9 protein-coding genes are annotated in these 12,204 nt (G+C 70.8%); 7 read left to right on the forward strand and 2 right to left on the reverse strand.

The annotated features are described in order from the left end of the window. Window positions 1–98 precede the first annotated feature (98 nt). Window positions 99–1,673, forward strand: a complete 1,575-nt coding sequence (locus ACIQCY_RS10320; protein WP_400483790.1) for a putative bifunctional diguanylate cyclase/phosphodiesterase — start codon at window positions 99–101, stop codon at window positions 1,671–1,673. A gap of 109 nt (window positions 1,674–1,782) precedes the next feature. Here the strand turns inward: ACIQCY_RS10320 and ACIQCY_RS10325 are convergent, their stop codons facing one another. Together ACIQCY_RS10325 and ACIQCY_RS10330 are read right to left on the reverse strand one after the other, a co-directional pair. Continuing rightward, on the reverse strand, window positions 1,783–2,889 hold the full coding sequence (locus ACIQCY_RS10325) for a branched-chain amino acid aminotransferase (protein WP_400483791.1): 1,107 nt from the start codon (window positions 2,887–2,889) through the stop codon (window positions 1,783–1,785). Between the two features lie 97 nt (window positions 2,890–2,986). Beyond that, complete coding sequence (locus ACIQCY_RS10330; protein WP_400483792.1) at window positions 2,987–4,039, reverse strand: 3-isopropylmalate dehydrogenase; 1,053 nt, start codon at window positions 4,037–4,039, stop codon at window positions 2,987–2,989. A gap of 114 nt (window positions 4,040–4,153) precedes the next feature. On the opposite strand from ACIQCY_RS10330, the gene ACIQCY_RS10335 reads away from it, so the two are divergent. The 6 genes from ACIQCY_RS10335 to ACIQCY_RS10360 all read left to right on the forward strand — a co-directional run bounded on the left by ACIQCY_RS10335 (window position 4,154) and on the right by ACIQCY_RS10360 (window position 12,113). After that, window positions 4,154–5,359 carry a sensor histidine kinase gene (locus ACIQCY_RS10335; protein WP_400483793.1) on the forward strand — a complete coding sequence of 402 codons (1,206 nt, stop codon included), beginning with the start codon at window positions 4,154–4,156 and terminating at the stop codon, window positions 5,357–5,359. A gap of 80 nt (window positions 5,360–5,439) precedes the next feature. Further along, the gene (locus tag ACIQCY_RS10340) at window positions 5,440–6,207 is read left to right on the forward strand and encodes a response regulator (protein WP_400483794.1); all 768 of its coding nucleotides are present in this window, start codon (window positions 5,440–5,442) and stop codon (window positions 6,205–6,207) included. Between the two features lie 145 nt (window positions 6,208–6,352). Then, a complete protein-coding gene (locus tag ACIQCY_RS10345; protein ID WP_400483795.1) occupies window positions 6,353–7,144 on the forward strand; it encodes an ABC transporter ATP-binding protein in 792 nt (263 codons plus the stop codon). Between the two features lies 1 nt (window position 7,145). Further along, on the forward strand, window positions 7,146–9,764 hold the full coding sequence (locus ACIQCY_RS10350; protein ID WP_400483796.1) for an ABC transporter permease: 2,619 nt from the start codon (window positions 7,146–7,148) through the stop codon (window positions 9,762–9,764). 78 nt (window positions 9,765–9,842) lie between these two features. Then, window positions 9,843–11,543 (forward strand): ATP-binding protein, encoded by a 1,701-nt coding sequence (locus ACIQCY_RS10355; protein WP_400483797.1) that lies wholly within the window; start codon window positions 9,843–9,845, stop codon window positions 11,541–11,543. A gap of 30 nt (window positions 11,544–11,573) precedes the next feature. Next, a complete protein-coding gene (locus ACIQCY_RS10360; RefSeq protein WP_400483798.1) occupies window positions 11,574–12,113 on the forward strand; it encodes a hypothetical protein in 540 nt (179 codons plus the stop codon). Window positions 12,114–12,204 lie beyond the last annotated feature (91 nt).

A 12,204-nucleotide genomic window follows, 5' to 3' on the forward strand; every position in this document is an offset into this window, starting at 1 on the left:
CCCCATTACTCCCGCCCCGACCGGGGCTCCTCCATGCGTGACGTCGCCGCCCCCGAAGGGTCCCGGCGAGTGGCCCTCCGGAATGTACTCTGGAACCAATGAGCGCTGACCAGAAGGACCCCCGGCTCGCGATGCTGGTGGAGAGCATCGTCCGGCTGTCCCGGGGAGAACTCAGCAGCCGGATCGAGCCGTCCAGCGCGCGGGACGAGGTCGACGCCGTCATCACGGGAGTGAACCTGCTCGCGGAAGAACTCGAGCAGGTCTACGAGCAGTTCGAGAAACGCGTCGAGAGCCGCACCGCGATGCTCCGCCAGGCACACCTGGACATGATGAAGATGGCGATGTCCGACGCCCTCACGGGGCTCGCGAACCGCGTCGCGTTGATGGACGGCATCGAGGAGGCACTCAGCCAGGCCGTGAACGGCGCACCGCCCCCGGCACTCCTGCTCCTCGACCTCGACAGCTTCAAGAACGTCAACGACCGCTTCGGCCACGACGCCGGCGACCGTGTACTGCAGGAGGTGGCGTCCCGGCTGAACGGAGTGGTCCGCGAGACGGACCTGGTGGCCAGGCTCGGCGGCGACGAGTTCGCCATCCTGCTGCCCGGCGCGACCATGGACATCGCGATGCAGGTTGCGCGGCGCGCCCTGGATGTCCTCGGGGAGCAGATCCGCCTCGACTCGCTCTACGTCACCTCCAGGGCCAGCATCGGCGTGCGCCTCGGTACGCCCGAGCAGACAGCGGACGAGCTCCTGCTGGACGCCGACACGGCCATGTACGCGGCGAAGCGCGAGGGCCGCAGCATCATCAAGGTCTTCGAACCCGTCATGCTGTACTCACGGCAGCTCCGCAGCCAGATGGCCACCGAGCTGCGCGGGGCGATCAGCTCGGACGAGCTCGTGCTGCACTACCAGCCCGTGGTCGAGCTCGCCACCAACCGGGTCCTCGGCGTGGAGGTCCTGGTCCGGTGGCAGCACCCCCTGCGCGGGCTGATCCCGCCGGATACCTTCATACCGCTCGCCGAGGAGATCGGCGTCATCCACGACCTGGACCGCTGGGTGATGTCCGCGTCCCTGCGGCAACTGGCCCGGTGGCGCAAGGACATCGAGCTGGACGAGGACTTCCAGCTGAGGGTCAACCTCTCCGCCGTCGAGCTCAAGCAGCTCGACCTGGTCGACTACATCCGGGGCCTGCTCCGGGAGCTCGACCTGCCCGCCCACAACCTCGTGGTGGAGATCACCGAGACGGCGATCGTGACGCGCGGCGAGGTGGAGATGTATTCGCTGCTGAGCCTTCAGCAGCTCGGTGTCGGCATCGAGATCGACGACTTCGGGACCGGCTACTCGTCGATCAGCTACCTGCGCGAACTTCCCGTCAGCATGGTCAAGGTGGATCGGTCGCTGCTCGTCGAGCTCAACACGAGGGCGGGGCAGCTCGAATTCGTCGCGGCGATCCTGCAGCTCATCCGGGCAGCAGGCCTCGAAGCGGTGTTCGAAGGCATCGAGACACGCGAGCAGGCGGAACAATTGAGGGCGATGGGCTGCGCGAGCGGCCAGGGCTACTACTTCAGCCGCCCGATGCCCGCGGACGAGACCGCAGCACTGCTCGCGACGACACGGCACCTGCGGCTGGGCGAGGGAATCGACGGCACGGAGGCCACTCCCTCCCGCTGAAACGGCGACCGGCCCGCTCCGGCTCCGACGGAAACGCCGCCCACGGAAACCGGCGCCCGTCCGACCCCCGCAGGGGCCGGTCGGACGCCGGGAATCCTCGGACCGGGCCTCAGACCAGGCGCGTCAGCCAGCCGTGCGTATCCTCCACGGCGCCGGTCTGGATGCCCAGCAGCTGGCTGCGGATCGACATGGTGACCTCGCCCGCGGGAGCATCGGCGGTCCCGATGAACTCGTCGCCGTCGCGCAGTCGGCCGATCGGCGTGATGACGGCGGCCGTACCGCAGGCGAAGACCTCGGTGATATCTCCGCTTGCCACGCCGTCGCGCCATTCGTCCAGGGTGATCTTGCGCTCGCTGACGTCCAGCCCCCGGTCGCGTCCGAGCTGGATCACCGAGGACCGGGTGACGCCCTCGAGGATGGTCCCGGACAGGGCAGGGGTTACGAGCGAACCGTCACGGAACACGAAGAACACGTTCATGCCACCGAGCTCCTCGACCGCGTTGTCGTTGAACTGGTCGAGGAACAGTACCTGCTTGCAGCCGTGAGCTTCGGCTTCGAGTTGGGCCGCGAGCGAGGAGGCGTAGTTGCCGCCGGCCTTGGCCGCACCGGTACCGCCGCGCCCTGCACGCGCGTAGTTGCGGGAGACCCAGATGTCCACGGGCTTGACCTCACCACCGAAGTAGTTGCCCGCCGGAGACGCGATGACGCGGTAGGAGACCTCCCGGGCGGGCCGGACACCGAGGAACGCCTCGGTGGCGATCATGAACGGACGGAGGTACAGGCTTTCGCCGTCGCCGGACGGGATCCAGTCGGAGTCGGCGGAGACCAGCTGGCGCAGCGACTCGAGGAACAGTTCCTCGGGCAGCTGGGGCAGTGCGAGACGGGCGGCGGACCGGTTGAGACGGGCGGCGTTGGCATCGGCGCGGAAGGTCCAGATCGAGCCGTCCGTGTGCCGGTAGGCCTTCATGCCCTCGAAGATCTCCTGGCCGTAGTGCAGCACGGCAGCCGCGGGATCGAGGGCGATGGGACCGTAGGGCTCCAGCCGCGCGCTGTGCCAGCCTCCGACCCCGGACTCGTCCACGCTGAAGTCGACGACGGCCGTGTGGTCGGTGAAGAAGTTGCCGAAGCCCGGGTTCGCCAGCACCGCCTCCCGCTCCTCGACCGACGCCCGCCGCGTCGACAGGTGCTGGGCGAACTGGGTATCGGTGGCTGTCATGGTTCCTCCGCGCTGGAACGGGCTGAACGTGCGGCGTGCCCGCCGTCGCCCGTCGTTGGTCAGTGCACCGGCACTGGGTTAATGATGTGTAACCACCTTAGGACACGGCAGCGGCAATAGCATCGCCGACGGCCGAGGTAGGACGTGCACCGCTCCGGGACGCGATGTCGGCCTCGACGGCGTGCTCGATCCGCCTGGCCTGCTCGTCGAGGCCGAGGTGCCGGAGCAGGAGTGCCGCGGAGAGGATCGCCGCGGTCGGGTCGGCGAGCTGCTTCCCGGCGATGTCCGGTGCCGAGCCGTGCACGGGCTCGAACATGGACGGAGCGGTGCGGTCCATGTTGAGGTTCGCGGAGGCTGCGAGCCCGATGCCCCCCGTCACCGCGGCGGCGAGATCGGTCACGATGTCCCCGAACAGGTTGTCGGTCACGATCACGTCGAAGCGCGAGGGGTCGGTGACGAGGAAGATCATCGCCGCATCCACGTGCAGGTAGTCGTGGGTCACCTCGGGGAACTCGGCCGCGACGGCCTCGACGGTGCGCTTCCACAGGTGGCCTGCGTAGACCAGGACGTTGTGCTTGTGCACGAGCGTCAGCTTCCCTCGGCGTCCGGCCGCCCGCACGAAGGCGTCCCGGACCACGCGCTCGACGCCGTGCGCCGTGTTGAGCGAGACCTCCGTGGCGACCTCGTGCGGGGTGCCGCCCCGCAGCGTCCCCCCGTTCCCCGTGTAGGGGCCTTCCGTCCCCTCGCGCACGACGACGAAATCGATGACGCCGGGATCGGCGAGGGGGCTGGGAACGCCGGGGTACAGCCGGGACGGGCGCAGGTTCACGAAGTGGTCCAGCGAGAAGCGGAGCTTCAGCAGGAACTCGCGTTCGATGAGCCCGGAGGGGATGCGGGTGTCGCCCGGGGCGGCCCCTACGGCACCGAAGAGGATCGCATCATGCCGCCGCAGCTGCTCGAGCGTCGCATCCGGCAGGGTCTCCCCCGTGGCGAGCCAGTGCTCGGCGCCGAGCTCGTAGTCCGTCAGCGCGAGTTCGACGTCGTCGCCCACCACCGCACGCAGGACCTTGACCGCCTCGGCGGTCACTTCGGGGCCGATCCCGTCTCCCGGGATGACGGCGAGGTCGATACGGTGCGGGGCATCAGTCATGGTCCCAGCGTAGGAAAGCGCCCCGACGGGCAACAATCGGTCCGCAGGGTGAGACGCGTGCTCCACCCTGGGTCGGATGTGCGACGGCCGAGGGCCCGCCTAGAGTTGGTCCCCATGGACCTCCACCTGCGGCTCGCGCGCCGGGTGCGCGCACACCCGGGAACCGTCGACGCCTGCCTCGCGCTGGCAGCCTTCGTCCTGCTCGTCCTGCCCTTCGCCGCCGGCGGTGTGCAGGGTTACGGCCTGATCGTCGTCGTGTCCGCAGCCCTGGTCCTCCCCCTGGTCTGGCGCCGCTCCCGGGTGATCCTCTCCGCCGCCGCCATCGCCGGGATCTCCGTGCTGCAGCTCATCACCGGCACGGAGCCCGTCCCGGTCCAGTTCGTCATCCTGATCACGCTCTACACCCTGGCCGCCTACGCCCCGAGGTGGGCCAGCCTGGGGGGACTCGGACTCGCGATCGCAGGCGCCGCCGTCGGCCTGGTGCGGTACGCGGAGCTCCTGGGCGTCAGCGCGGGCGATTCGGTCCTCACCACCGTGCCGCTCTTCCTGATCCTGCTGTTCTTCGTGGAATCGCTCGTGCTCCTGGCCTGGACGATGGGCGACCTCGCCCGGTCCCGGCGGCTGACGTACCAGGCGCTGGAGGACAGGACCCGCCGGCTGGAGGTCGAGCGCCAGCAGGAGCGGGACCTCGCGGCGGCGGACGAGCGCAGCCATATCGCCCGGGAGATGCACGACATCGTGGCGCACTCGCTCTCGGTGATCATCACGCAGGCCGACGGCGCACGGTACGCGAGCGCCCAGGCGCCCGAGCTCGCCGTCCGGACGCTCGGCACGATCGCCGAGACGGGCCGCGGCTCCCTGCGAGAGATGCGGCGCCTGCTCGGAGTGCTGCGCGGCGACGAGGATGCCTCCACGCGGCCCCTTCCGACACTCGAGGACGTCGACGCCCTGATCCAGTCGGTGCGCCGTTCCGGCGTGCGCGTAGCCTGCCGGCGCGTCGGTGCCCCGCGGCGGCAGCTCCCCCTCGGCGCCGAGCTGACCGCGTACCGCGTGGTGCAGGAGTCCCTCACCAACGTGCTCAAGCATGCCGGGGCGGACACCTCCACGGAGGTGGTGCTCGACTACGGGCCGCGTGGCCTGACCATCACCGTCGACGACGACGGGCGCGGCGCGGCACCGGATCCCGCCACGGCGGGCGCGGGCCAGGGGATCACCGGGATGACCGAGCGGGTGCGCCTCTACGACGGCACCGTCTCGGCCGCCCCCCGGGCCGGTGGCGGGTACCGTGTGGACGCCTTCATCCCGTACACCGAGGCCTAGGGAACCTCCCGATCATCGGCAGCGCCACCGCGGGCAGCACGACACGACAGCCGGTACGACGAGCAGGAGGACCAACCACCATGGAGAGCACCACCAGAACCATCGGCGCCGTGCAGGCACCGGACACCGGGTCCGGCGGGGAGATCGGCCCCGAAGGACCGATCCGCGTCGGCATCGTCGACGACCAGCACCTGGTGCGCAGCGGTTTCGCCATGCTCATCAACTCGCAGCCCGACCTCGACGTCGTCTGCGAGGCGGCCAACGGTGAGGAAGCGGTCCGGGCGCTGGCGCTCACACGGGCCGACGTCGTCATGATGGATGTCCGCATGCCCGGCATGGACGGCATCGAAGCGACCCGCCGCATCCTCGCGCACTCCGGGGCCACCGTGGCCGCCGGAAGCTCCGCGGGGCCGCGCGTCGTGGTGCTGACGACCTTCGACCTCGACGAGTACGCCCTGTCCGCGATCCACGCCGGTGCCAGCGGCTTCCTCCTGAAGGACGCCCCGCCCGAGGAGCTGCTCGAGGCGATCCGCACCGTACACCGGGGCGACGCCGTCATCGCGCCGTCGACCACGCGCCGCCTGCTCGACCACGTGGCACCCCTGCTACGCCAACCCACGGCTGCCCAGCACGCCCATGCTGCCGCGGTCGCACGCCTGACGGCCCGCGAGCGCGAGGTCTTCGAACTGATCGCGCAGGGGCTCTCGAACCCGGAGATCGCCCTCAGGCTCTTCCTGTCCGAGGCGACCGTGAAGACGCACGTGGGCCACATCCTGGCGAAGCTCGAGGCCCGCGACCGCGTCCAGGCCGTCGTCATCGCGTACGAGACGGGAATCGTCCGCCCCTGACGCGCAGGACTGCCGGGCGAGGACGGGCCGCCACGGTCGGTCGTAGGCGGTGCCGCTGTAGCTCATCCCGCGGTATGAGTTCCGGCGCGGGAACCCCGGCCCTGGCGCCGATCCGCCCCGCGGCCGGGATCCATAGCGTGGAAGCATGACACCTTCCACGAATGTCCCCACCACCCTGCCGGAAAGCCTCCCGGTCTCTGCCCTGCCCGCCACCACCGCGGCCGTCGCCGCCCGGGGCGTCTCCAAGAGCTACGGCCGCGGTGAGACCGCCGTCCACGCCCTCCGCGATGTGTCCCTCGAGTTCGGGAAGGAACGCTTCACCGCCATCATGGGGCCCTCCGGGTCCGGGAAATCGACACTGATGCACTGCCTCGCCGGCCTCGACAGCGTCGACGCAGGGCAACTCTGGATCGGCGGGACGGCGATCACGGACCTACCCGACGCCGCCCTCACGCGGCTCCGGCGCGAGCGCGTGGGATTCGTGTTCCAGGCCTTCAACCTCGTACCCACCCTGACGGCGGAACAGAACATCACGCTCCCGGTCGCCCTCGCGGGAGGCACGGTGGACACCGCCTGGCTCCGGCAGATCTCCGCCTCCCTGGGCCTGGCCGACCGGTTGTCCCACCGTCCGCACGAACTCTCCGGCGGCCAGCAGCAGCGGGTCGCCGTCGCGCGCGCCCTGCTGACGCGGCCCGATGTCATCTTCGGGGACGAGCCGACCGGCAACCTCGATTCCGCGACGGGCGCCGAAGTGCTGTCCCTCCTGCGCTGCAGCTGCCGCGAGATGGGCCAGAGCATCATCATGGTCACGCATGATCCGGTCGCGGCGTCCTACGCCGACCGCGTGGTCCTCCTGAAGGACGGCGCCCTCGTCGGCGAGCTCGAGCAGTCCACCCCGGACGCCATCCTCGGCGCCCTCGCGAAGCTGGGGGCCTGACGTGCTGCAGGTGGCCCTCGCCCAGGTCCGCGTCCATGCCCGCCGCTTCGTCGCCGTCGGCCTCGCCGTGATGCTCGGTGTCGCCTTCCTCTCGGCGACACTCATGGTGAGCGCGACCACCAGTGCCAGCCTGGGCCGGAGCATCGGGGCCTCCTATGCGAAGGCCGGCCTCGTGGTGGCCGGACAGGATGGCGGCTCCGTACCCGCCGCCGTCGCCGACGAACTGGCGGCCGTGCCGGGCGTGGACCTCGTCCACGGCCTCGAACGCGCCTATTCCGAGCTCACCACCGGATCGCAGACCTCGCTCGCCGCACTGACCGCGACGGCTCCGGAGCGCCTGGAGACCGCGACGGTGACCAGGGGTTCCTACCCGTCGCGGCCTGACGAGGTGGCACTGGACGAGGCCTCCGCAGCGCGGCTCGACGTCGTGCCCGGCGACACGGTCGCCCTCGATCCCAGTGGCCTGTCCTCGCCCGGCTCCACCTCCGCCGCCATCGGCAGCTCGCTGACCGTCTCGGGCCTCACCGGGGCGAGTGCCGATCCCACGCTGTCCGGCGCGGTGCAGGTCCTCGCCTCCCCCGCGGTGCTGCGGGAGCTCAGCGGTGGCGAGGCGGTCTTCCGCAACGTCCAGCTCGCCCTGGCGCCCGCGGCCGATCCGGCAGCGGTCGCGGCAGCCGCCACCACTGCCCTCGGGACGTCGCAGACGCCGGGTGCGGAAGACCTCGTGGTGCGGACGGCCACCGACCAGACGGTCGCGGAGGTGGCCCAGCTCTCGAACGGCAACGACGTGATCTCGGGGATACTGCTCGCCTTCGCGGCCGTGGCGCTCCTCGTGGCCGGGCTCGTCATCTCGAACACGTTCTCGGTCCTCGTGGCCCAGCGGACGCGGGAACTCGCCCTGCTGCGCTGCATCGGCGCGGAGCGGCGGCAGATCCGGGCCTCCGTGCTCGTCGAAGCGGCCGTCGTCGGCCTGGCGTCGTCGGTGCTCGGCGTGCTGCTCGCGATCGCGGTCATGGCCGCGCTCGTGGGCCTCGCACGGCAGACGGACGTCGGCTCCTTCGCCGTGCTGGCCGTCCCGCCGTCGGCCGGGATCGCCGGCATCGCCGTCGGAGTCCTGATGACGCTGCTCGCCGCACTCGTCCCCGCGCGGGCAGCCACCCGCGTCGCGCCGCTGGCCGCCCTCCGTCCCACCGACACCGCGGCCGGCAGCAGGAGCGGCCGCGTGCGGCTCCTGGCCGGCCTGGCGACGCTCGTCGGCGGCGGCGCCCTGCTGCTGTTCGGCGCCGTCTCGGTCGCGATCGGCACTGCCGTCGCCGGTGGCGCCATCTCCTTCCTCGGGATCGTCCTCCTCGCGCCGTTCTTCGTGCCGGCCAGCGTCGCGGCGGTCGGCCGGATCGCCCGTCCGCTGGGCGTGCCCGGCACGCTCGCGTCCGTCAACGCCGTCCGGAACCCGGCGCGCACTACGGCGTCATCGGCCGCACTGATGATCGGTGTGACGCTCGTGACCATGATGATGGTCGGCGCGCAGAGCGCCCGGACGTCCTTCGACCGCGAGCTGGACCAGAACTACGCCGTCGACCTCGCGGTCGCCGGCCTCGGCACCGGCTCAGCCGGACCGGCCGGACCGGCCGCACCGGACACACCGGGAGCGGCGCCGTCGCGCGTCGATGCCCCGACGCTCCTGGCGGTGGACGGCGTGCAGTCGGCCGTCGAGCTCACCCCGGTCCTGCTCACGAGCGCCGAGGACGGGGGCACGGTGGTCTACTCCGCGGATCCGGAGGAGGTCGCCCGCGTGCTGCGGTCCCAGGGGGTCGTCCTGGCAGACGGGATGGTTCTCGCCCCCCAGACCTGGACGCAGAGCGAGGTCTCCCTCGAGACCGGCCGGGGCCCTGTGACCCTGCCCGTGACCCCGACGGATGCCACCTTCTTCCTGCCGCTCATCACCACGGCGACCGCGGAGGAGCTCGGCGCCACCCCGCCGGAGGCCGTGTCCGCCTACCTCGGCACCATCGGCGCGGGAGATGAGGCGGGAGATGAGGCGGTGGGCGCGACCCTCGCCGGCTTCCTCGGCACCACCGTCTGGCTGAAGCTCGACGACGCCCTGGACGGCGGGGCGGTCGCTGACGTGCAGTCGCGGATCGTCGCGGCGACGGGCGTCTCCGAGTACCAGGTGACGGGAGCGGTGATCGAACGCACGGCGTACGACGGGATCATCGACGTCATGCTGCTGATCGTGACGGCGCTGCTCGCCGTGGCCGTGCTGATCGCGCTGATCGGGGTGGCCAACACGCTGTCACTCTCCGTCCTGGAGAGGCGCCGGGAGAACTCGCTGCTCCGTGCGCTCGGCCTCACCAGGGCACAGCTGCGCGGGATGCTCGCCGTCGAGGCCGTGCTCATCGCAGGGGTGGCGGCCCTGCTCGGGACAGCCCTCGGCGTCCTCTACGGCTGGCTCGGGGCGCAATCGGCCCTGGGCGGGATCGCCCCCGTGAGCCCCTCGGTACCGGTGGGCCAGATCGGGGCCGTGATCGCGGTGGCCGTCGCCGCCGGCCTCGTGGCCTCCGTGCTGCCGGCGCGGCGGGCAGCACGCCTCTCGCCGGTCGCAGGGCTCGCGACCGACTGACGCGCTCCGGCGGCCTCCCTGGCCCTCCGACTGCGGCATATATTATGAACATCGCAGCAGAGGGTCGGAGAGGACGCCGTGGCGCAGGATGAAGCAGCAGGGACTCGCGGTGGATCATTCGCCGTCGTCGCGTGTCCCTCCGTCGCGGACTGCGCCGACCTGGAGCGGATGCTCCGGGACGGGGGCTACCTGTCCAGCGCGGTCACCAGTGCGGATCTCCTCCTCGAGGAGGTGCTCGCAACGCGGCCCGACGTGCTGCTGGTGGACCTGCACGTCGCCGTCGCCTACGCGGGATCACTCGTGGACCTCGTCGCCGCGCATCCGGGCCTGGCCGGACTCCCGGTCATCCTCCTGCTCCCCGAAGGCGGCGTAGGCGCCCTTCCACGCCATATCGCGCCGTACGTCTCGGACGTCCTCTTCCGGCCGGTCACCCCCACGGAACTGCTGCACCGCACGCACGCTGCCATCTCCCGGCGACGGCGCCACCAGGTGCAGCGCGCGTCCTCGGCTCGACTGCGCGAGGAGATGCGCGGCCTCTCCGCCAGGATCCGGGCGACGAACGATCCGGCCGTGATGGTCAACGAGTTCCTTCCCGGCCTGGGACGCGCACTCGGAGCTCACCATGTCGCACTGCAGATCTTCGACGACGAGCGCGTCGCCGCCCGCAGCAGTGTCTGGACCGGCGAGCCCGGCGTCGCGAGGATGCCGATCACCGCCCCTCTGCGCGTCCACCAGGACGCCGCACTCGCCCTCGCCCTCACGTTGTGGGAGGACTCGCGCACCGAGTCGTTCAGGGTCGGCCCCGCCGGCGAGCCCGAGGCCGGCGACGTCCCTGCTCCCGAGTGGCTTCGGGAGGGCCTCGGGAAGGGAAGGACGGCCAGCGGTGTCGTCGCGGCACTGGGCGAGGGAGACACGCCCTTCGGCCTCCTGTGGATCATCAGCGAGGAGACCCCCCTGGCGTGGTCAGGCGTGGAGGGCGCGCTGACGCAGCACGTCCTCGGCAACCTCGCGCACGGGCTGATCCAGGCGCAGCTCATCTCACGGCAGCAGCAGGCCGTCCGCAAGCTGCGCGCCCTCAACCAGGCGAAGAGCGACTTCGTCGGCACCGTCAACCACGAGCTGCGGACGCCGCTGGCGTCCATCGCCGGCTACCTCGAGATGATCCTCGACGGCGTCGGTGGGGAACTGCCGCCCGAGGCGAACACCATGCTGCAGGCCGTGGAACGCAACACCACCAAGCTCAGCCAGCTGATCGAGAACATCTCCGCACTGTCCGCGCGGGAGACCGACGCGTCCGAACACAGCCCGGTCGACATCGTCCACCTCGTCTCGGAGCTGACGAGCCGGGCCGTGCTCCAGGCCTCGGCCGGCGGGATCACGCTGGACTGCACGCTGCCCGACCAGGCGGTGACGGTCTCCGGGCACCGCGAACAGCTGTCGGCGGCGCTCGCGGTCGTGCTGTCGAACGCCATCAAGTTCACGCAGGAGGACGGCAGCGTCTTCGTCGGGCTGACCTACCAGCCGGACCACGGGCACGTCGTCGTCGTCGTGCGCGACACCGGGATCGGCATCCCGGCGGACGACCTGCCGCGCCTCTTCGACTCGTTCCATCGGGCAGCCAATGCCACTCAGTCGCTGCCCGGCGCCGGTGTGGGGCTGTCCATCGCCAAGAAGACGTTCGAGGCGCACCACGGGACTATCACGATCGAGTCGAGCCTGGGAGTCGGGACGGCCGTCGCCATCACGTTACCGCTGCTCGATCACGCTGCCGTAGGGTGATGGGCTGAACATGTCACGGAAGGAACTCTCATGATGCGCGCCGCGAACGGGATCCCGGTACGCCAGCTCGACCTGGACACCCTTCTGCCCTACCTCGATCTGCACCTCGTCGGCGCCACGAACGGCGTCCGGCTGTTCAACGCGGCCCGGATCTCCTGGGCGGGAACGCCCTACGAGGAGGATTTCGCCGGGCTGCGTCAGGAGATCGGCGAGGAACGCACCTTCCTCAAGAGGCTCATCAAATCCCTGGGACACCGGCCGAGCGTCCTGAAGATGGTCTTCGCCCGCGCCATGTCGGTCGTCGCCGACCTCGATCCCCTGAATCCGATGCGGCGCAGGAAGAGCGCAGGCGCCCAGCTGGAACTCGAGGCCCTGCAGTCACTGCTCAAGGGCAAGGAAGCCCTGTGGTCCACGCTGCTCGCCCTGTCCCCCGAGGCGTCGCCCACAGCGGGCGAGGCCGTCCTCGACCGCCGGGTCCTCGAACGCCTGCTGGAGGCGTCCAAGCGCCAGCAGGACACGGTGGCGCGGGTCATGACGCAGACGGCCCCGGCCCGCTTCCTGCGGGACTAGGTGTACTGAGACAGGACGTTGGTTGCAGGGTGAAAGGGTGAAGACCTCTTAGGTTGGTGGTTACCACACACGCCAACGACTAAGAGGTCTT

The organism is Arthrobacter sp. NPDC092385 (genome assembly GCF_044755105.1).
Lineage (GTDB): Bacteria > Actinomycetota > Actinomycetes > Actinomycetales > Micrococcaceae > Arthrobacter_D.

Bases quoted from the DNA above. Each gene is read 5' to 3' on its own strand.
- ACIQCY_RS10345 (WP_400483795.1), top strand. From the start codon at position 6,353: ATGACACCTTCCACGAATGTCCCCACCACCCTGCCGGAAAGCCTCCCG.
- ACIQCY_RS10330 (WP_400483792.1), bottom strand. From the start codon at position 4,039: ATGACTGATGCCCCGCACCGTATCGACCTCGCCGTCATCCCGGGAGAC.
- ACIQCY_RS10360 (WP_400483798.1), top strand. From the start codon at position 11,574: ATGATGCGCGCCGCGAACGGGATCCCGGTACGCCAGCTCGACCTGGAC.
- ACIQCY_RS10335 (WP_400483793.1), top strand. From the start codon at position 4,154: ATGGACCTCCACCTGCGGCTCGCGCGCCGGGTGCGCGCACACCCGGGA.
- ACIQCY_RS10340 (WP_400483794.1), top strand. From the start codon at position 5,440: ATGGAGAGCACCACCAGAACCATCGGCGCCGTGCAGGCACCGGACACC.
- ACIQCY_RS10325 (WP_400483791.1), bottom strand. From the start codon at position 2,889: ATGACAGCCACCGATACCCAGTTCGCCCAGCACCTGTCGACGCGGCGG.
- ACIQCY_RS10320 (WP_400483790.1), top strand. From the start codon at position 99: ATGAGCGCTGACCAGAAGGACCCCCGGCTCGCGATGCTGGTGGAGAGC.